The organism is Pseudomonas sp. BN607 (genome assembly GCF_029871175.1).
Taxonomy (GTDB): Bacteria; Pseudomonadota; Gammaproteobacteria; order Pseudomonadales; family Pseudomonadaceae; genus Aquipseudomonas.
The window spans coordinates 381,642-399,990 of sequence record NZ_SSOE01000061.1 but is presented as its reverse complement, the minus strand read 5'-3'; the positions used below and the strand labels follow the sequence as shown (position 1 = coordinate 399,990).

General features: G+C 64.1%; 19 protein-coding genes. 14 read left to right on the top strand and 5 right to left on the bottom strand.

Annotated elements, in window-relative coordinates; genetic code table 11:
* Nucleotides 1-138 precede the first annotated feature (138 nt).
* The 11 genes from gspE to gspD all read left to right on the top strand — a co-directional run bounded on the left by gspE (nt 139) and on the right by gspD (nt 9,953).
* The gene (gene gspE, locus E8E68_RS19655) at nt 139-1,827 is read left to right on the top strand and encodes a type II secretion system ATPase GspE (RefSeq protein ID WP_280343985.1); all 1,689 of its coding nucleotides are present in this window, start codon (nt 139-141) and stop codon (nt 1,825-1,827) included.
* Between the two features lies 1 nt (nt 1,828).
* Nucleotides 1,829-3,028 carry a type II secretion system F family protein gene (locus tag E8E68_RS19650; RefSeq protein WP_280343982.1) on the top strand — a complete coding sequence of 400 codons (1,200 nt, stop codon included), beginning with the start codon at nt 1,829-1,831 and terminating at the stop codon, nt 3,026-3,028.
* Nucleotides 3,029-3,038: 10 nt separating this feature from the next.
* Nucleotides 3,039-3,461 (top strand): type II secretion system major pseudopilin GspG, encoded by a 423-nt coding sequence (gene gspG, locus E8E68_RS19645; RefSeq protein WP_110743108.1) that lies wholly within the window; start codon nt 3,039-3,041, stop codon nt 3,459-3,461.
* Between the two features lie 2 nt (nt 3,462-3,463).
* Nucleotides 3,464-3,904, top strand: a complete 441-nt coding sequence (locus E8E68_RS19640) for a GspH/FimT family pseudopilin (RefSeq protein WP_110743109.1) — start codon at nt 3,464-3,466, stop codon at nt 3,902-3,904.
* The gene (locus E8E68_RS19635; protein ID WP_280343977.1) at nt 3,901-4,263 is read left to right on the top strand and encodes a prepilin-type N-terminal cleavage/methylation domain-containing protein; all 363 of its coding nucleotides are present in this window, start codon (nt 3,901-3,903) and stop codon (nt 4,261-4,263) included. Before E8E68_RS19640 ends, E8E68_RS19635 begins: the two co-directional genes overlap by 4 nt.
* Nucleotides 4,260-4,868: a type II secretion system protein GspJ gene (locus tag E8E68_RS19630; protein ID WP_280343974.1), complete on the top strand. Its 609-nt coding sequence runs from the start codon at nt 4,260-4,262 to the stop codon at nt 4,866-4,868. Before E8E68_RS19635 ends, E8E68_RS19630 begins: the two co-directional genes overlap by 4 nt.
* Nucleotides 4,865-5,578, top strand: coding sequence for a type II secretion system protein GspK (locus tag E8E68_RS19625; RefSeq protein WP_266031969.1), 714 nt, complete (start codon nt 4,865-4,867; stop codon nt 5,576-5,578). The genes E8E68_RS19630 and E8E68_RS19625 overlap by 4 nt, the downstream gene beginning before the upstream one ends.
* A gap of 74 nt (nt 5,579-5,652) precedes the next feature.
* A complete protein-coding gene (locus E8E68_RS19620) occupies nt 5,653-6,618 on the top strand; it encodes a PilN domain-containing protein (RefSeq protein ID WP_266031968.1) in 966 nt (321 codons plus the stop codon).
* The gene (gspM, locus tag E8E68_RS19615; protein ID WP_280343969.1) at nt 6,599-7,213 is read left to right on the top strand and encodes a type II secretion system protein GspM; all 615 of its coding nucleotides are present in this window, start codon (nt 6,599-6,601) and stop codon (nt 7,211-7,213) included. The genes E8E68_RS19620 and gspM overlap by 20 nt, the downstream gene beginning before the upstream one ends.
* Nucleotides 7,210-7,722 carry a type II secretion system protein N gene (locus E8E68_RS19610; protein WP_280343966.1) on the top strand — a complete coding sequence of 171 codons (513 nt, stop codon included), beginning with the start codon at nt 7,210-7,212 and terminating at the stop codon, nt 7,720-7,722. The genes gspM and E8E68_RS19610 overlap by 4 nt, the downstream gene beginning before the upstream one ends.
* Nucleotides 7,719-9,953 (top strand): type II secretion system secretin GspD, encoded by a 2,235-nt coding sequence (gspD, locus tag E8E68_RS19605; protein WP_280343963.1) that lies wholly within the window; start codon nt 7,719-7,721, stop codon nt 9,951-9,953. Before E8E68_RS19610 ends, gspD begins: the two co-directional genes overlap by 4 nt.
* A gap of 161 nt (nt 9,954-10,114) precedes the next feature.
* Here gspD and E8E68_RS19600 read toward each other — a convergent pair whose 3' ends face one another.
* The 4 genes from E8E68_RS19600 to E8E68_RS19585 all read right to left on the bottom strand — a co-directional run bounded on the left by E8E68_RS19600 (nt 10,115) and on the right by E8E68_RS19585 (nt 13,528).
* The gene (locus tag E8E68_RS19600) at nt 10,115-10,810 is read right to left on the bottom strand and encodes an anti-sigma factor (protein ID WP_266031964.1); all 696 of its coding nucleotides are present in this window, start codon (nt 10,808-10,810) and stop codon (nt 10,115-10,117) included.
* Nucleotides 10,807-11,361, bottom strand: a complete 555-nt coding sequence (locus E8E68_RS19595) for a sigma-70 family RNA polymerase sigma factor (protein ID WP_280343960.1) — start codon at nt 11,359-11,361, stop codon at nt 10,807-10,809. Before E8E68_RS19595 ends, E8E68_RS19600 begins: the two co-directional genes overlap by 4 nt.
* Nucleotides 11,362-11,465: 104 nt before the next feature.
* Nucleotides 11,466-11,993 carry a DUF3455 domain-containing protein gene (locus E8E68_RS19590; protein WP_266031962.1) on the bottom strand — a complete coding sequence of 176 codons (528 nt, stop codon included), beginning with the start codon at nt 11,991-11,993 and terminating at the stop codon, nt 11,466-11,468.
* 152 nt (nt 11,994-12,145) lie between these two features.
* The gene (locus tag E8E68_RS19585; protein WP_280343956.1) at nt 12,146-13,528 is read right to left on the bottom strand and encodes a PLP-dependent aminotransferase family protein; all 1,383 of its coding nucleotides are present in this window, start codon (nt 13,526-13,528) and stop codon (nt 12,146-12,148) included.
* Between the two features lie 121 nt (nt 13,529-13,649).
* Between E8E68_RS19585 and E8E68_RS19580 the strand changes: the two genes are divergently transcribed.
* Together E8E68_RS19580 and E8E68_RS19575 are read left to right on the top strand one after the other, a co-directional pair.
* Entirely contained in the window at nt 13,650-14,519 is an 870-nt protein-coding gene (locus E8E68_RS19580) for a DMT family transporter (protein WP_266031960.1), read from the top strand.
* 170 nt (nt 14,520-14,689) lie between these two features.
* Nucleotides 14,690-16,543, top strand: a complete 1,854-nt coding sequence (locus tag E8E68_RS19575; protein WP_280343953.1) for an ABC transporter ATP-binding protein — start codon at nt 14,690-14,692, stop codon at nt 16,541-16,543.
* Nucleotides 16,544-16,610: 67 nt separating this feature from the next.
* On the opposite strand, the gene E8E68_RS19570 is transcribed toward E8E68_RS19575, so the two are convergent.
* Nucleotides 16,611-17,381 carry an IclR family transcriptional regulator gene (locus tag E8E68_RS19570; RefSeq protein ID WP_280343950.1) on the bottom strand — a complete coding sequence of 257 codons (771 nt, stop codon included), beginning with the start codon at nt 17,379-17,381 and terminating at the stop codon, nt 16,611-16,613.
* Nucleotides 17,382-17,536: 155 nt separating this feature from the next.
* Here E8E68_RS19570 and E8E68_RS19565 point away from each other — a divergent pair, with 155 nt between their 5' ends.
* Nucleotides 17,537-18,346, top strand: coding sequence for a shikimate dehydrogenase (locus E8E68_RS19565; protein ID WP_280343947.1), 810 nt, complete (start codon nt 17,537-17,539; stop codon nt 18,344-18,346).
* Nucleotides 18,347-18,349: the final 3 nt, after the last annotated feature.

Genomic DNA, 18,349 nt, shown 5'->3' with positions numbered 1-18,349 from the left:
CACACTCATTAGCGGGAATTTATCTCGACATACACTCTATTGCGCCTTTAAACACAACGACGTATTCTCCGGCCGTCTTTGAATTAGCAACTAATTGAATGCCTGCATATAGCCAGTACACTGCATAAAGCCATCATCATGAACTTGGAAATCCCTACCGCCGACGCGCTATGTGAGTGGCTGCAAAGTGCAGGCGCACTGCACGCGGCCGATATACAGCGCGCCGCCCGCCTGGGCGTGGCTCAGGGCATTTCCGAGGATGAAAAACTGCACACACTGTTGCGCCTTGGCGCCGTCAAGGCCGACCAACTGGCCGCCGCCTACGTTCACTTGACCGGCGCCGCGCGGCTGGGTGACGAGTCGGTCGAAGGGATGCCCAGCGCGACAGAACGGTTTGCCCGTCACCATGGCGTTGTCACCTTGAGCGAGACGGCCACCCATGTACGGGTGGCGACAGCCGTTCCCGTTTCCGCCTATGCCCTGTCGGCATTAGGCTATCTCGCCGACAAGGCCGTCGAGCCAGTCATCGGCACTGCCGAACAGGTGGGCGGTTTGATCGAACAAGCTTACGGGGCCGGCCGCTCAGCGATGGGCGCACTGGTCGAGGCACTGGACGACGACAGCGTCAGCGAAGGCGACATCGAGCACCTCAAGGACATGGCGTCCGAGGCGCCAGTGGTGCGCATGGTCAACCTGATGCTGCAGCATGCCGTCGACCAACGCGCCTCGGACATCCATGTCGAACCCTTCGAAAACCAGTTGAAGGTGCGTTACCGGGTCGATGGCGTGCTGCTGGAGGGCGAAGCGCCCCCCAGTGGCTATGCCCCAGCGATCATCTCTCGCCTGAAGATCATGGCCCGCCTCGACATCGCCGAGCGCCGTCTGCCCCAGGATGGCCGGATCATGCTGCGCATGCAGGGGCGCGAACTCGACCTGCGGGTATCCACCGTACCCACCAGCTTCGGCGAATCGGTAGTGATGCGCCTGCTCGACCGACAGACCGTCCGCTTCGACTTCGCCAGCCTCGGCATCAGCGGCCCCGTCTTGCGCCGCATCGAGCACCTGCTGGCACGCCCGCACGGAATTTTCCTGGTCACCGGCCCGACCGGCTCGGGCAAGACCACCACGCTTTACACCGCGCTCTCCGGCCTGAACAGTGCAGAACGCAAAATCATCACCGTCGAAGACCCGGTCGAATACCAGCTCACCGGCATCAACCAGATCCAGGTCAAGCCCGCCATCGGCCTGGGCTTCGCCACTGCCCTGCGCTCAATCGTGCGGCAGGACCCAGATGTGATCATGATCGGCGAAATGCGCGACCTGGAAACATGCAGCATCGCCATCCAATCGTCCCTCACGGGGCACCTGGTCTTGTCGTCGCTGCATACCAACAGCGCGGCAGCAAGCATCACCCGCCTTCTTGACATGGGCGTCGAAGGCTATCTGCTGGCCTCGACCCTGCAGGGCATCCTTGCCCAGCGCCTGGTACGCCGCCTCGACCCGCGCACCCGCATTGCCTTCGAAGCCCCGGCTGAACTGGTCGAGCGCCACCAGTTGCAGCGCTACACTGACCAGCGGCCGATTGTGCTGTACCGCCCCGACGAGCAAAGCCCGGGCGGCGGGTACCATGGCCGCAGCGCTATCACCGAGCTGCTGGTGATGGACGACGATCTGCGCAGCCTGCTGATGCGTCAAAGCGATGCCGCTAGCCTTGAGGCGGCGGCGCGTGACAAAGGCTTGGTCACACTTTACGAAGAAGGCCTGCGCCAGGCCCTGGCCGGCATCACCTCGCTGGAAGAAGTATTGCGCGTCACGGGTGGCGACTGACATGCCGGTCTATGCCTACAGCGCGCTGGACAGTGAAGGCCGCAAGCAACGAGGTGAAGTGCAGGCCGCCGACCAAGCCCTGGCTGCGCGTCAGTTGCATCAACGCGGCCTGCTCGTGCTCAGCCTCAAGCCAGCCAATCGGCTGCTGCGCACCGGCACGCGAAGCAGCGTGCTCAAGCCTGCAGAACTGATCAGCTTCACCCAGCAGCTCACCACCCTGATCAGCGCCGGCCAGCCGTTGGACAAAGCCCTCGCTACCCTGTTGAAGAACCTGCGCAAGCCAGCGGCAAAGGCCCTGATCGAACGCGTGCGTGACCAAGTCAAGGCCGGCGAGCCGCTGTCCCTGGCGCTGGAAGAACACCCGGCTACCTTCACGCCCTTCTATACCAGCCTGGTGCGTGCAGGTGAAGCGGGCGGTGTCCTGGACGTCACCCTGACACAACTGGCCAATTACCTGGAGCGCAGCCACACACAGCGCGCCGAAGTGCTCAATGCCCTGATCTATCCCGCGTTCCTGGTGATTGGCGTGATCGGTTCGCTAGGATTGCTGCTGGCCTATGTGGTGCCGCAGTTCGTGCCGATCTTCCAGGACCTCGGCGTACCGATCCCCTGGGTGACCCGGGCGATTCTGGCGTTGGGCGACTTCGTCAACGCCTGGGGGCTGACCAGCCTGGGCACCTTGACCGCCGCCTTCTGGGCACTGCTGGCGATGCGCCGCAACGGACAACGGCGCATCGCCCAGGACCGCTGGCTATGGTGCAGTCGCCTGTTCGGCCCGCTGCTGCAAAAACTCGAAACCGCGCGCCTGGCACGCACCCTTGGCACCTTGGTGAGCAACAGCGTCACCCTGCTGGCAGCACTGTCGATCGGCCGCGACGTCAGTGCCAACCATGCGCTGCGCGATCACGTTGGGCAGGTCGCCGAGGCAGTCCGCCAGGGCTGCAGCCTGCCCCACGCACTGTCCGCCGCCCCACTGTTGCCAGACTTGGCCCTGCAGATGATCGAGGTTGGCGAGCAGTCCGCCAGCCTCGGCGCCATGTTGCTCAAGGTTGCCGATGTCTACGACATAGAAAGCAAACGCACCATCGACCGCCTGCTGGCTGCACTGGTACCGACCCTGACCATCGTCATGGCGGTGCTGGTAGCAGCGATCATGCTCGCCATCATGCTGCCGCTCATGAGCCTCACCAGCACAATCTAGGAAACCACCCATGCGCTCCCGTACCCGTACCACCGCCCGTCAGGCGGGCTTCACCCTGCTCGAAATGCTCGCGGTCATCGTGCTGCTGGGTATCGTCGCGACCATCGTCGTGCGCCAGGTCGGCGGCAACGTCGACAAGGGCAAGTACGGTGCCGGCAAGGCGCAACTGGCGAGCCTGAGCATGAAGGTAGACAGCTACGCGCTGGACGTCGGTGCGCCGCCGGCCAACCTGGAGCAGTTGCTGCACAAACCGGCCAACGCCAGCCAATGGGCCGGCCCCTACGCCAAGCCGTCCGATCTGCTCGACCCGTTCGGGCATGCCTTCGCCTATCGCTATCCGGGCCAACACGGCAGCTTTGACCTGATCTTCCTTGGCCAGGACGGCGCTCCCGGTGGCGAAGGCTACAAGGCCGACCTGGGCAACTGGCAGTAACCATGGCCGCGCCGCTGCACCACCAGCGTGGTTTCACGCTGTTCGAACTGTTGCTGGTGATCGTACTGATTGGCGTAGCCACCCCATTGCTGGCAATCGGCATCAGCCGCGGCCTGCACAGCGCCCAGGAGCGAACGGCGCTGGCCAACATGGTCAGCGCCCTGCGCAGTGCGCGCATGCAGGCTATCGGCAGCGGCCAGCCGGTGCGTGCCGGCTTCGACCTGCAGCGGCGCGAGGTACACAGCGCCGGGCATGCGCCCGCCCGTTGGCCTGAAGATTTCAGCGTGCGCCTGCACACCGCAGAAGGCCTCGGCGCCGCCTTTGAGTTCTACCCCGATGGCGCAGCCAGTGGCGGCAACATCCAAATTGCCCGGGGCGAGCGGCACTGGCGTATCGATGTCGGCTGGCTGACCGGTCGCGTGACGCTGAAGTCCCTGCCATGAACCGACAACGCGGGTTCACCCTGCTGGAAATGCTCGCTGCCATCGCCCTACTGGTCATCGCCGCATCGGTCCTGCTTGGCGCCTTTGCCCAGAGTGGCCGCTCGCTGCAACAAGTGGCGCGCGCCGACCGGCAACACAGTGCCGCACGCTCGCTGATCGATGACATCGACCTCGGCACGCTCGAACCAGGCCAGCAGCGCGGCCGTTGGCACGGCCTGCCTTGGACAGTGGATGTGAGCCTGGCAGCTCTTCCGCCAGGCCGGGTCACCCTGTACCGGCTCGACCTGACCGTGGGCGAAGGCCGCTATGCCTCGCACTACAGTACCTTGCGCGCCCGCACCTCAGAGGGCCGCAAATGAAGCGCCAGGGCGGCTTCACATTGCTGGAGGTGTTGGTGGCGATCAGCTTGCTGGGCCTGCTACTGGGCCTGGTCGGCAGTGCATTGGTGGCTTCCAGCCGCGCCGTGACCACGGCTCAGCGCTACAGCGACAACCTGGACGAACGCCGCGCCACGCAGCGCTTCTTGCGCCAGTCCCTGAGCCAAGTGCTACCGCTGACCGGGCGCACGGCCGAAGGCCGCCACACCAGCACTTTCGAAGGCGCTGGCGACAGTGTGCTGTTCTATGCGCCGCTGCCAAGTTCGGTGGGCGGTGGGCTTTACCGCCAGCGCCTGCGGGTGCACGGCCATCGTCTCGAAGTGCAGCTGGCCAGGCTCGATGGCCGACAGTTGCAGCCCTGGGGCGAGCCACAGCGGCTGCTCGATGGCGTCGAAGCGCTGACCCTGCAGTACCGCGGCCACACCCCGCTGGGCAAGCCGACCGGCTGGCTAGCGCAATGGCCCTGGCCAGAGCGGGTGCCGCAGGCGGTGCGGGTCGACCTCCGTCTGCACGGCGGCCAGCAGGCCTGGCCAACGTTGCAGGTGAACCTGCTGCTGGACCTGTCCGGCGACGGAGGTCGGCCGTGAAGCGCCAGCGCGGTGCCGCACTGCTACTGGCGTTGTGGGTGATCGGGCTGCTGAGTTTACTGCTCGGTGGCCTGGCCGTCGCGGTGCACCTGCAACAGCGCCAGGCCCTCTGGCAAAGCCGACAGGCCCAGGCGGCGCTGGCCGCCCAGGCTGGCCTGGAGCTGGCCGTGGTCAACCTGCTGAGCCGTGATACTCAGCGCTGGCAACCCGATGGCCAGCTGCATGTCGAGCACTTTGCCGGCAGCACACTGCGCATCAGGGTGACCAGCGAGCGCGGCAAGCTCGACCTCAACGCGGCCCCGCCCGCACCGATCGAACGGCTGCTGCGCGCAAGTGGCGCCAGCGCCGAACAAGCCAAAACCATCACCCACGCTTTAAGGACGAGGCGCAACGAGGTACCCCTGCGAATGCTCGAAGAATTTCGTCAACTGCCCGGCATGAGCTACGCGCTATACGCGCACATGCTGCCGTCGATAACCGTGTGGTCGGGCAATGCCGAGCCCGACCCGAACCTGATCGAGCCGAAGCTGGCCCGCGCCCTTGGCCTGAGGCCGGGCAACAGCGTAGTCGCCGACGCCGGGCAGATCCTCAGCGCCAGCAGCGAGGCGACCCTGGCAGGTGGCTTTGCCGCACGCGTGCAGGCCACCTTTATCCTGCTGCCGGCCCACACCGGCGGCAAACCCTATCGCGTCCTGCGGTGGCAAGAGTGATGCCCTTGGCGAAACGCTGTGCGGCAGCCCTCGCTGCCTATCGGCAGGCCTGCGATGAATCGTGGCGGCACAGCATGGCCAGGCGCTGGCTGCTGGCCTGGCGCGCAGAACTGACAGGCCTGTTGCCGGCTGCGCTGGCCGAACGCCTCGGGCAGCGCAGTGCCCCGCAGGTACTCGGCTGGCCCTTGCCCATGGACCTACAGCCCGGTTGCCCCACCGTGCTGGTGCTGAACACCGGGCAAGTGCTGGCGCAGCGCATCTGCCTGCCGCAGGCAGCCACCCGCAACCTCAGGGAAGTGCTGACCTACGAGATCGACAAATACACCCCGTACACCGCCGAGCAGGTGTATTTCGTTGCCCGAGTGGTGCGCCAGCAGCCACCGAACGCCGAGGTCGAGCTGGTGGCCATCGCTCGCCAGCGTCTCGATATCCTGCTTGCCGCGTGCCGTGAACGTAGCCTGCCGTTGCTGGCCATTGACGTTCAGGGTAGCGATGGCCAGCGCCTGGCCGTTGACCTGCTGCCCGCCGGCAGCGACGCCGGCCTGCCCCGCCCGTCCCGCCTCGATCAAGCCTTGTGGCTGGGCCTGGCGGCCTGCTGCCTGCTGCTGATTGCTGTGTTCATCGCGCAGCGCCAGAGCCTGGTGACGACCATGCAGCAGCAAGTCACCCGCCAACGCATGGCCGTGCAGCACATCGAACAACTGCGCCAGGCCCTCGACAGCAGCGTCGGCGCCGCTTCGTACCTGGCCAGCCGCAAGGCTGGCCAGCCCACCGTGAGCGCGCTGCTGGCTGACCTCACCGATTGCCTGGGCAATGAAACCTGGATCGAGCAACTGGAGGTCCACGATGCTGGCGAGGTGACGTTCTCCGGCCAGAGTGCGCGCAGCAGCGCGATAATCGCCCAGCTCAAGACCTGCCAGACCCTGGAACATGCCCAGTTCCAGGGAGTTATCCAACCAGACAAGGCCACCGGCCAGGAGCGGTTTTCGATCAGCGCCCGGCTCAAGCGGGAGGTGCCCCATGCGCCCGCTCAACCCTAGGGAACGCAAGATCGTTGCGCTAGGCTTGCTCGGCCTGCTGCTCTGGGCCGGTTGGTCCCTGTTCGTCGACAGCCTGTTGCTGGCGCCGCTGCGTGATCTTGATGAGCAGGCGCAAACCTTGCGTGAACACCAACGCCGCTACGCCAGCCTGATGCTGCAACAGCCGCAGCTGGAAGCGCGACTGCGACAGGCGCGCAACGACCCGGCGCAGCGCGACAGCCTGCTGCCCGGTGACGACCCCAATGCCGTGGCCGCCGACCTCATGCAACACGCCGTCGAACAGGTACGCCGCCAGGCCTCGAACGGTGCCGGCTGCGAGGTGACCCAGCGCATGCCGATCGCTCCTGCGAACAGCGAAGATGGCCGGCCCGAGCCGTACCGCCCGGTCAAGGTCAGCTTGACCCTGGCCTGCGCCATCGAACCGCTGGCTGCACTGATGCATGCCTTGGAGTACGGCCAGCCCAGCCTGTTCATCGACCAGTTGAGCATCCGCCGCAGCACGGGGGCTCCAGCTCAAGGCCCGGCCGGGCGCCTGGAAGTGCATTTGCTGATTCGCGGCTATTTGCATGCTGCCAGTCCAGGAGCACAGCCATGAAGGCACAGACCCTGCGACTGACACTGCTGACCGCCAACGTGATGGTGCTGGCCAGCGCGGCTTGGGTATTCATGACTCCCGCCCAACCGCATTGGCTCGAAGCCCACGCACGCGCCAGCGCCGCCCCCAGCCCTCCGCCCGTGCGCCCGGCCGAACCCGCCAAGGCGCAGTTGGCCGCGGTGTGGCTGCATCCGCTGTTCAGCCCAGGCCGCCAGCCGGATGCCCACGGCTCGCAAGCCCAGGCGCCGGCACTGGCGGGGATGACCCTGAGCGGCGTGCTGCTGGACGGCGAACGCCGTTTCGCCTATGTGCGCGACGGCAGTAGACCGGCCACCAAGGTCGCCTTGGGCGGCACACTCGCCAGTGGCTGGACCTTGAGCCAGCTCGGCGCCACCCATGCAACGTTCACCCGTGCCGGGCAGACCCATACGCTCAACATGCCCCTGCTGCGTCTGCCTGCCCCCTCCACCGCACCCGCCCTCACTCTTCCGCGTACGACGACACCATGACCATGCCGCTATCTTCCCTGTTCCCCCACCTCACACTGCGGGCGCCTTTGCTCGGACTGGGTGTCGCCATCAGCCTCGCGGGCTGCGCCCTGCCCGGGCAAGACCTGCACAGTGACCCTGCTCTGCTGCAGCAAGCACTTGAAGGTGCCGGTGCCCCGGCCCCGGCGAGCCAACCGAATGATACGCCCCCAACACCAGCAGCGAGCGCTGCACCGAGTCGGCAGATCATCCAGGGCAACCAGCGCTTCACCCGTGCTGCGAGCCGGCCGGCCGCGACCGCTGGCAACGACCAAGGCGATATCGTCTTCAACTTCACCGATCAGCCGATCGAGGCGGTGATCAACAGCGTGATGGGCGACCTGCTGCATGAGAACTACAGCATCAGCCAGGGCGTGAAAGGCAGCGTCAGCTTCTCCACCTCTAAACCGGTGAACAAGCAGCAGGCGCTTTCGATTCTGGAGACCCTGCTGTCCTGGACGGACAACGCCATGATCCGCCAGGGCGAGCGCTACGTGATCCTGCCCGCCGACAAGGCCGTTGCCGGCAAGCTGGTCCCGGAAGCCGCTGTGGCGCAGCCACCCGTAGGCCTCGCTGCACGCCTGTTCACCTTGCGTTACATCGGTGCCAACGAAATGCAGAAGCTGCTGCAGCCGTTCGTGCGCGACAATGCCTTCCTGCTGGTGGACCCGGCACGCAACGTCATCAGCTTGGCCGGCACCCCGGAGGAGTTAGCCAACTATCAGGACACCATCGACACCTTCGACGTCGACTGGCTCAAAGGCATGTCGATAGGCGTGTACGGCCTGCAACGCGCCTCGGTGGCCGAACTGATGCCGCAGTTGCAGAAGCTGTTCGGCCCGGACAGCGGCATGCCGTTGTCCGACATGGTCAAGTTCATGCCCAACGAACGTACCAACTCGATCGTCGCCATCTCCTCGCAGCCGCAATACCTGCAGGAGGTCGGCGACTGGATCCGCACCATCGACGAAGGGGGCGGCAACGAGCCGCAACTCTTCGTTTACGACGTGCGGAACATGAAAGCCGCCGACCTGGCGCGCTACCTGCGCCAGATCTACGGCTCGGGAAAGGTCAGCGACGATACGCCGGCCAAGGTCGCCCCAGGCCTGAAGACCACCAGCTTGACCTCGCTGAACGGTACTGGCACGCAGGGCCTGAACGGTAGCGGCATGAACGCACGAGTGAGCCAGGCCGATGACGAACAGAGCGAAGCCTATGACGAGCCCGCGGAACAGGGCGGCGACAGCGAGACCGGCAACGTTGCCGCCGAAGCGGGCGAAGACGGTGCCAAGCGCCTGGAAGAAACCGTGCGTATCACCGCGCAGAAAAGCAGCAACCAACTGCTGGTGCGCACCCGCCCGGCCCAGTGGAAGGAGATCGAAGCCGCGATCAAGCGCCTGGACAGCCCCCCCATGCAGGTGCAGATAGAAACCCGCATCCTCGAGGTCAAGCTCACGGGGGATCTCGACCAGGGTGTGCAGTGGTATTTAGGCCGCCTGGCTGGCAACTCGTCCAGCACCACCGTGGCCAACGAAAGCGGCAGCCAGGGTGCGCTGGGCGCGGGTGGCGTGGCCCTGGGCAGCAGTTCGATGTTCTACTCGTTCGTCAGCAGCAACCTTCAAGTGGCCCTGCGGGCCCTGGAGACCCGTGGCCTGACTCAAGTGCTGTCGGCACCATCGCTGGTGGTGCTGAACAACCAGCAGGCGCAGATCCAGGTCGGCGACAACATCCCGATCAGCCAGACCACCGTTAACACCAGCAACTCCGACACCACCCTGAGCAGCGTCGAGTACGTGCAGACCGGGGTCATTCTCGACGTGGTGCCACGAATCAACCCCGGCGGGCTGGTGTACATGGACATCCAGCAACAGGTAAGCGACGCCGATGACAGCGCGGTGACCACCACCCAGCCCAACCCGCGCATCTCCAGCCGCGCGGTGTCGACCCAGGTGGCGGTGCAGAGCGGCCAGACAGTGCTGCTCGGCGGCCTGATCAAGCAGGACAACACTCAGTCGGACACCCGCGTCCCGGGGCTGTCGCGCATTCCCGGCCTGGGCTGGCTGTTTGGCAGCAGCTCCAAGAGCCGTGACCGCACTGAGCTGATCGTGCTGATCACCCCGAAGGTCGTCAACAACCCGGAGCAAGCGCGCCAGGTCACAGCCGATTACCGTCAGCAGATGCAACTGCTGAAGGCCCAGGTGACCGGTTCATGATAGTGCAACTGCCAGAGCCGACGTTGACGCTCAGCGGGTCTTCGCTGCCGATCCGACGTATCGTGTTTCGCTCCCCCTTGGCAGGCACCCTCCTCCTCGGGTCAAGAGCGCCGCTGAACATGATCAGCCGCCTCTGCTTCGGCAGATTGTGGACATCCCGCTCATATCACTTTTACCGCACGGCCAATGAATTTCACCGGCCCCGTCGGCCGTCCGGTAGGTGAACCGCCAGATTTCTCCAGCGTCAGCTCGAACAACTGGTTGGCCTCCAGCGGTGGCAGGCTCTGAAGCGGAACACGGTAGGGTTCACCAGGGTTGACCAGGCCTAGCGAAACCGGTGCGCCCCACTGCTCGCCCTTGGTCCAGAACTGCAAGGCCATGCCTTCGGGAACGGCATCCTTGCCAAGCGGGATCAACTCGATCGTGCGGCTATCGCTGGTCTGCACCACCCAGCCGGGCGCCTGGCTGCTCGGCGCCACCAGCACCACCACGAATTGAGTGGCTGGCGGGGGGGCGGTTAGCAAGGTAAACGCCAGCAACACGCTTGCAGCCAACCCCGCAGCACTTAACCCTTGCCACAGGCCGAGGCGCTGCCACCACTTGCCCGGCTGCAGCTGTTGTGCAGCCAGTTCATTCAGGCTGCGCTGGATTCGGCCCCATAGGCGGGCGCTCGGTGGCTGCGGCGCTGCCAGTGCGGTCAGCTCCAGCAAGCGTGCCTCCCAGGCATCCACCGCGGCGCGCAATGAAAGGTCGGTGCGCAGGCGTTCGGTTACTGCGGCGTGTTGCTCCGGCGACAATGACCCCAGTACGAACTCGCCAGCCAGGGTGTCCAGTGCTTCGGCAGTATCCGGCTTCATTCCAGGCACTCCCGCAGCGCCTTCAGGCTGCGCTTGATCCAGGCCTTGACGGTGCCCAATGGCGCGCCCAACAGCCCAGCGATTTCGGCGTGGCTGCAGCCGTCCACATAGGCGTGCAGGATGCAACGCTGTGGTGCGGGTTGCAATTGTTCGAGGCAACGGTAGATTTTCGCCGAACCCGACCAGAGGTCAATGTCATCGAACGCCCCGTGCGGTGCTGGCGCGGTGTCGATGTCGATGTCGGCGTCATCCAGCACGGTTTCGCGGCGAGTGTCGCGGATGGTATTCAGCGCCAGGTGGCGCGTGATGCTGTAGATCCAGCCTCGCGCCGAGCCGCGCGCCGGGTCGTAGCTGGCAGCGCGGGTCCATATGCGAATCATCGCATCGTGGACAATGTCTTCTGCGGTGGCGTCATCACGCGCGATGCGCCGGGCAACCCCCAGCAGGCGCGCGCCCTCATGATCGTAGAGCGCCTGCAGGGCCCGCCGGTCACCCTGTGCACAGGCCAGCAGGCAGCGATGGAAGTCGAAGGGGGCGACGGGCGAATTCAACGTGTGCGGCTTCCTTGTGTCATGCCAGGTACCCCGGCCATCCAGCCGGGGGGCTTGCCGATGAGCGTAGATGAACGATTGCAAGACGTCTGCCCGAATGCGCTTTACCTGGTGGTCCAGAACACATAGTCGGCCTGGTACTGGACGACCTGCCTGGCCCCCTTGTTCTGCGCTGTGCAGTCGCTTGTTGGGGCCACGCCGCCGCGAGTGGCCAGGCGCTGAATATAGCTGACCCCCTGCATCGCGCCCTTGCCCTCTGCGGGGTTCGCCTTGACCAGTTGATAGGGTATGGCGCCTGTGCCTGCGGGTGCCACCGCCACCTGGGTGCCGGTGACTTTCGAGCCATCTTTCGCCTGCCAGGTGGCGGGTGGGCCAAAGTAATCACCCACCTGCTTGCCGGCGCGATCATTGAGTACTGCCTTGGGGCCGACAAACGTCCATTCGGTCTGCCCAGGGGCGTTGGCCTTGTCGCGGCACTCATAGGTAATCTCGCCAGCGCCAACGGTCTCGAGCATGACGCGATGGCCATCAGGGACCTTGACTGCCTCTGGCAGCGCGGACTGGGCGTGGGCAGGCTGCAGCGCCAGGGCGATGCTGCAGGCGAGCAGGCAAGCTGAGAGTTTTAGGTTCATGCGCAGAGCTCCTGAAAAGTCATTGGGCTGGGCAGTCACAGGCTACCCACTCTCAATACCCGCCAACCGGCGTACTGGATGCACCCATTAGAAAAAATTCTGCGATGGCCATCCGCTCGGCCCATTCCGGAGGGTGTCCAAGAGGGTTGCGTCTAAGCACCCAGCGCCCGTTTCAACACTTCGTAAATTTTGGCATCGGCCGATTGGGCAACGTTGAAGCGCACGAAATCACCCGCAGCCATGGACTGGCTGAACGCATTCCCAGGCGCCAGCACCACACCCTCCTTCACGCAAGCCCTGGCCAAGGTTGCTGCATCCTTGCCTCGAGGGAGTTGGCACCAGACATACATGCCTGCCTGGGGGGTTATCCAGGGCTGGATACCAATGGCCCGAAGCCTCGCTACCGTCCTGTCCATTGCCTCGGCCAGCCTGAGGCGGACGCTTTCCATGTGTTTGCGGTACCCGCCATCAGTGATCACCTGATGGATGATGTCCGCGGCCAGGCGACCACCCCCGAATGTGGTGGCAATCTTGAGATCGGCCAGGCTCTCGATCCATTCACTGCGAGCAGCGATATAGCCGCATCGAATCGAAGCGGAAATGGTCTTGGAAAAGCTGCCTATCTGGATGACCCGAGACAGGCCATCGAAGGCAGAGAGCCGTGGAGCCGGCGTATGTTCGAAATCCCCGAAGATGTCGTCCTCTACAATCACCAGGCTGGAGCTGTCGGCCAGCTTCAGCAGCCTGTGTGCCGTAACCGGAGACAGGGCGGCCCCGGTCGGGTTATGGATGCCGGCATTGGTGATATACAACCGGGGAGCATGCTCCAGCAGGGCAGCGCCGAACGCATCGATGTCCGGGCCGGTCGCCGTGAAGGGAACGCCGACGATGTTCACCCTGTGTGCTTTGAGCAGTGCGTGAAAGTTGAAATAACACGGGTCATCCACCAGCACGGTATCCCCAGGCTCCAGCAGAAAACGGCAGATCAGGTCGATGGCGTGGGTGCCGGACTCCGTGAGCATGATCTGTTCAAGCGGCGCTTCGATACCGATGCCTGCCAGCCTTCGCGACAAGAACTGCCTGAGGGGCGGATGCCCAAGCGGAGACGCGTACTCGGTCAGTGCCAACATGTCCGCACGGGCAATGGTTCGCAGCGCTTTACGCATGCCCGTTTCGTACATCCAGGATGCCGGTAGCCATCCGCATCCCGGTTTCAACGCGTCGCTGGAGGTTGCCAGCGACTGGCGCGAAATCCACAAGGGGTCGACTTCACGATCGAGCCTGGGGCCGAGTTCGGTGAGTATCAATGGCGCCACGGGGCCGGCCACGTAAAAGCCCGAGCCCGGGCGAGAATTGAGCACGCCCTCTGCCATCAACCTTTCATAGGCCTCGAGAACGGTAGAAACCGAAACCTGCATGGTCTGAGCCATGGCGCGGACCGAGGGAACCCTCGCGCCAGGTGTGTAGGTTCGAGAAGCTATCCGCGACTGGATCTCAGCCATGACCGATCGAATTCGCGTTCCGTTGCCTTTCATCACACCCCCAACTGTGCTGGTTCCATATACATAACAGTTCGGCTGAACTGTATTGGATTGTACATGGCCTGCGTAAGCCTGTCGGTGATGTACTGAGCACTGGCTTAGCGAGGACATACCCATGGAAAAATCAACAAGCGGATGGATCAATGGCTTCATAGGTGTCGCCATTTTCGCGGGTTCGCTGCCGGCAACCCGTGTTGCAGTGGCGGCCTTCGAACCCACCTTCCTGACCTGCGCCAGGGCAACCATCGCCGCCCTTTTGGCTGCGCTTTTCCTGATCGTACTCCGGCAACCTCGGCCAGCGCGCGGGGATTTGTCGTCATTGGCGGTCACAGCACTTGGCGTGGTTATCGGCTTTCCGCTACTGACGGCACTGGCCCTTCAGCACGTCACCTCAGCCCATTCCATTGTCTTTGTCGGGCTTCTGCCACTCTGCACCGCAGCGTTTGCTGTCCTGCGGGGCGGTGAGCAACCTCGGCCACTGTTCTGGGTGTTCTCGCTGGCAGGTGCCGGGCTGGTCGCTGGCTACGCGTGGATGAACGGCGGAGAAGCGTCGGCACTGGGGGACGTGCTGATGATGGCTGCGGTGGTTGCCTGCGGGTTGGGCTATGCGGAAGGGGCGCGTCTGTCTCGGACACTGGGTGGCTGGCAGGTGATCAGTTGGGCATTGATCGTGGCGTTGCCGCTAATGCTGCTGCTGACCATCGCCAACCTTCCAACCCTCGATGCCCTCGCCAAGGTAACCGCCCCTGCCTGGTTCAGCTTCGGCTACGTGTCACTGTTCAGCATGCTGATCGGCTTTGTATTCTGGTACCGAGGGCTTGTGCAGGGTGGCATTGCGGCGGTGGGCCAACTGCAACTCGTTCAGCCGTTCATGGGGCTTGCCCTGGCCGCGTTGCTGCTGCACGAACAGGTGAGCTGGATGATGCTCGTGGTCACGCTGGGCGCTGTCATCTGTGTTGCCGGTGCAAGGAAATACGCCCGCTGAGCCGGCGGCAATAAAACTGAACCGGAAATCGCCTTTTTTGTCATCCGTCGGCATAGGCGCGCCGTCACACGGCGGCTGCTTCAACACGCCGAGCAATACTTGCCCGATACATGTCATTTACTATCTGTTCACGACACGGCCAAGTAGAACCTGATTTTCCGGAGACAAGCATGCTTCGTATCTTTGAGCGCTGGCTCGACCCCTTCCCTCCCGACGAGGTGCCACCGCCGCCCATGGGGTTGTTGCGCTTCATGTGGGCCTGCACCCGCGGCGCTCGTGGCTACATCCTGGCGCTGGCACTGCTCAGTGCCGGGGTGTCGGTGTATGAGGCCTGGTTGTTCGCCTTCCTCGGTCAAGTGGTCGACCTGCTCTCGGCCTGGCAGGCTGGGGGCACCGTTGGCCCGGAGGAAACCCGCGTGCTGTGGGGCATCGGCATCGTCCTGCTGGTCAGCGTCGGGCTGGTGGCGCTGCGCACCATGGTCCAGCACCAGGTACTGGCAATCAACCTGCCGCTGCGGCTGCGTTGGGACTTTCACCGGTTGATGCTGCGCCAGAGCCTTTCGTTTTTTTCTGACGAATTTTCCGGCCGCGTCACCACCAAGGTGATGCAGACAGCGCTGGCGGTACGCGATGTGCTGTTCACCCTGATTGAAATCCTGCCTGGCATTGGCGTGTACTTCATCGCGATCATTGCCTTGGCCGGTGGCTTTGCCCTGAAGTTGATGCTGCCCTTCATTGCCTGGGTGGTGCTGTTCGGCCTGGCCATGCTGTACTTCGTACCCCGCCTGGGCAAGGTCGGGCAGGAGCAGGCCAATGCCCGCTCGTCGATGACCGGGCGGGTATCCGACGCCTACACCAACATCACCACGGTGAAGCTGTTCTCGCACTCGAATCGCGAAGCGCACTTTGCCCGTGCTGCCATGGAGGATTTCAAGCAGACCGGTTTCCGCCAGATGCGCCTGGTCAGCCAGTTCGAAATCGTCAACCAGGCGCTGGTGGTGGGCCTGATCATGGCTGCCGGCGGCTATGCCCTGTGGCTGTGGCATCAGGGCCAGGTCGGTACCGGGGCCGTCGCAGCGATTACCGCCATGGCTTTGCGTATCAACGGTATGTCGCACTGGATCATGTGGGAAATCACCTCGCTGTTCGAGAACATCGGCACCGTGCAAGACGGCATGGCCACCCTCACCCGCGGCCCCCAGGTAAAAGATGCGCCAGATGCGGCACAGCTGGTGACCAAGGGGGGCGCGGTAAGCTTCGATAAGGTCAGCTTCAACTACAACGGCGAGCGCCAGGTACTGAATGACCTGAGCCTGCACATTCGCCCGGGCGAGAAAGTCGGCTTGGTCGGCCGCTCCGGCGCCGGCAAGTCCACCTTGATCAACCTCCTGCTGCGTTTCTACGACGTGGACAAGGGTGAAATCCGCATCGACGGGCAGAATGTGGCCAAGGTCACCCAGGACAGCCTGCGCAGTGCCATCGGCATGGTCACCCAGGACACCTCACTGTTGCACCGTTCGATTCGTGACAACATTGCCTACGGCCGCCCCGACGCGACCGACCCGCAAATTCGCGCCGCGGCGGCCAATGCCCAGGCCGATGGTTTCATCAGCCAACTCAGCGACCGCCACGGCAACAGCGGTTACGACACCCTGGTGGGCGAGCGCGGCATCAAGCTGTCGGGCGGTCAACGCCAGCGCATCGCCATTGCCCGGGTGATGCTGAAGAACGCGCCAATCCTGTTGCTGGACGAAGCCACCAGTGCACTGGACTCGGAAGTGGAAGTGGCCATTCAGGAAAGCCTGGATGAAATGATGCAAGGCAAGACCGTCATTGCCATCGCCCACCGTTTGTCGACGATCGCCGCCATGGACCGGCTGATCGTGATGGACCAGGGGCACATCATCGAGCAAGGCACCCATGCCGAACTGCTGGCAAGGAAGGGTACCTATGCGCGCTTATGGCAGCACCAGAGTGGCGGGTTCCTGGGTGAAGACCAGGGCGTCGCCGAGCAGGTGGAATAGCGCGTTGACACTGCGCAGGCGCGGGCTTGCCCGCAATGCGGGCACGCGGTACCGGGGCTTGGCCAGCTCAGTCCAGCACCGGCCGCAACAACGCCTGCGCCTCATACAATGCCGGCAGATAGCGCAAACGTATTTCATCCATGCTCAACCGCGAAGCGTGAGTGGTGATGGTGAGCGTCGCTTTCAGCTGACCCGCTCGGTCCAGCAACGGCACGCCCAGCACCCGCATGCCGATTTCGTACTCCTGGTCGACAATGCAGAACCCCTGCCCCTTCACCCGCTGCAACTCTGCCTCCAGTGGGTCTCGGTCAGTCTGCGTATAAGGGGTCAACGCCCGCAGCGGATTACGCGCAAAGTATTCATCCCGCGCGCCCTCATCCAGCCAGGCCAGCCATACCCGCCCACCGGCCGTGCAATACATCGGCACCCGTGAGCCCGGCCTGATCGACAACGACGCCACATGGCTGTAGCGGCTGCGCACCAGGTGAATGATCTCGTCACCATCGCGGGTCCCTACCGACACATGTTCCTGGGTCTGCCGTGCCACCTGCTCGACGATCGGCCGTAGCATGCGCGGCAACTGAGCCGAGTCCACATAGGCCTGGCCAAGGCGCAAGGCCTTGGGCGTCAGCCAGTACTCACGGCTGTCCGTTTCGGCAAAGCCTTCGTGCACCAGGGTCAGCAAAAAGCGCCGCGCGGCGCTGGGTGTGAGGCCGGACAACCTGGCCGCTTGCGGCACGCTCAGGCGCGGCTGCTCGGCGCTGAACAACTGCATCAGCGCCAGCCCCTTCTGCAAGCCGGCGATCAGGTCACGGGGATGAACAGGGGGGGTGTGCATGCGTTGGCCTCATACGCTGGGAGCAAAAAACGTCGATTACTGCGATAACCGGATCATAGCTGCGATTATCGCATCAATCGCCCGATCAACGCATTGTCGCCTGACCTCACCTGCCTCACGCTTGCCTCCACAACAACGCCAATAAGGAGGTCAGCATGATTCGTGGTTCCAGTGAACTGGTTGCCATCGTCGGTTCGCCCATCGCCCAGGTGAAGTCCCCGGAAAACTTCAATACCTGGTTCGCCAACAACAACTGCAACGTCGCCATGCTGCCCATTGATTTGCATGAGGCAGCGCTGGACAGCTTTGCCGGGGCTTTGCGCGGCTGGCAAAACCTGCGCGGTTGCGTGGTCACCGTACCGTACAAGCAAGCCCTGGCCGGCCGCTTGGACGGCCTGAGCGAACGCGCAACAGCACTGGGCTCGGTCAATGTGATTCGCCGCGAGCGCGACGGGCGCCTGATGGGCGACAACGTGGACGGCGCGGGCTTTATCGGTGCCGCGCGCAAACACGGCTTCACGCCGGCGGGCAAGCGGGCGTTGGTCATCGGTTGCGGCGGTGTCGGCAGTGCCATCGCCTATGCGCTGGGTGAGGCCGGCATCACCAGCATCACCCTCAGCGACCCCAGCACCGCGCGCATGGGTGCGCTGTGCGAGCTGCTCGGCAAGGCCTTCCCAGGGCTGACGACAAGTACGCAGTGGAGTGGGCTGGAAGACTTCGACCTGGTGGCCAACGCGTCTCCCGTCGGCATGGGCACCTGCGCAGAGCTGCCTGTGTCAGCCGCCCTGCTGGCCACTCTGCAGCCCGACACGCTGGTTGCCGACGTGGTCACCTCGCCAGAAATCACCCCTCTGTTGAACCGTGCCCGACAGGTCGGTTGCGCAATCCAGACCGGGCCGGAAATGGCCTTCGCCCAACTGGGCCACCTTGGCGCCTTCATGGGCGTCACGCCGCTGGAGATCTGAAGC

What these genes read in the sequence shown, in the direction of transcription:
- gspE (WP_280343985.1), top strand. Translation starts at nt 139, where the DNA reads ATGAACTTGGAAATCCCTACCGCCGACGCGCTATGTGAGTGGCTGCAA.
- E8E68_RS19650 (WP_280343982.1), top strand. Translation starts at nt 1,829, where the DNA reads ATGCCGGTCTATGCCTACAGCGCGCTGGACAGTGAAGGCCGCAAGCAA.
- gspG (WP_110743108.1), top strand. Translation starts at nt 3,039, where the DNA reads ATGCGCTCCCGTACCCGTACCACCGCCCGTCAGGCGGGCTTCACCCTG.
- E8E68_RS19640 (WP_110743109.1), top strand. Translation starts at nt 3,464, where the DNA reads ATGGCCGCGCCGCTGCACCACCAGCGTGGTTTCACGCTGTTCGAACTG.
- E8E68_RS19635 (WP_280343977.1), top strand. Translation starts at nt 3,901, where the DNA reads ATGAACCGACAACGCGGGTTCACCCTGCTGGAAATGCTCGCTGCCATC.
- E8E68_RS19630 (WP_280343974.1), top strand. Translation starts at nt 4,260, where the DNA reads ATGAAGCGCCAGGGCGGCTTCACATTGCTGGAGGTGTTGGTGGCGATC.
- E8E68_RS19620 (WP_266031968.1), top strand. Translation starts at nt 5,653, where the DNA reads ATGGCCAGGCGCTGGCTGCTGGCCTGGCGCGCAGAACTGACAGGCCTG.
- gspM (WP_280343969.1), top strand. Translation starts at nt 6,599, where the DNA reads ATGCGCCCGCTCAACCCTAGGGAACGCAAGATCGTTGCGCTAGGCTTG.
- E8E68_RS19610 (WP_280343966.1), top strand. Translation starts at nt 7,210, where the DNA reads ATGAAGGCACAGACCCTGCGACTGACACTGCTGACCGCCAACGTGATG.
- gspD (WP_280343963.1), top strand. Translation starts at nt 7,719, where the DNA reads ATGACCATGCCGCTATCTTCCCTGTTCCCCCACCTCACACTGCGGGCG.
- E8E68_RS19600 (WP_266031964.1), bottom strand. Translation starts at nt 10,810, where the DNA reads ATGAAGCCGGATACTGCCGAAGCACTGGACACCCTGGCTGGCGAGTTC.
- E8E68_RS19590 (WP_266031962.1), bottom strand. Translation starts at nt 11,993, where the DNA reads ATGAACCTAAAACTCTCAGCTTGCCTGCTCGCCTGCAGCATCGCCCTG.
- E8E68_RS19585 (WP_280343956.1), bottom strand. Translation starts at nt 13,528, where the DNA reads ATGAAAGGCAACGGAACGCGAATTCGATCGGTCATGGCTGAGATCCAG.
- E8E68_RS19580 (WP_266031960.1), top strand. Translation starts at nt 13,650, where the DNA reads ATGGAAAAATCAACAAGCGGATGGATCAATGGCTTCATAGGTGTCGCC.
- E8E68_RS19575 (WP_280343953.1), top strand. Translation starts at nt 14,690, where the DNA reads ATGCTTCGTATCTTTGAGCGCTGGCTCGACCCCTTCCCTCCCGACGAG.
- E8E68_RS19570 (WP_280343950.1), bottom strand. Translation starts at nt 17,381, where the DNA reads ATGCACACCCCCCCTGTTCATCCCCGTGACCTGATCGCCGGCTTGCAG.
- E8E68_RS19565 (WP_280343947.1), top strand. Translation starts at nt 17,537, where the DNA reads ATGATTCGTGGTTCCAGTGAACTGGTTGCCATCGTCGGTTCGCCCATC.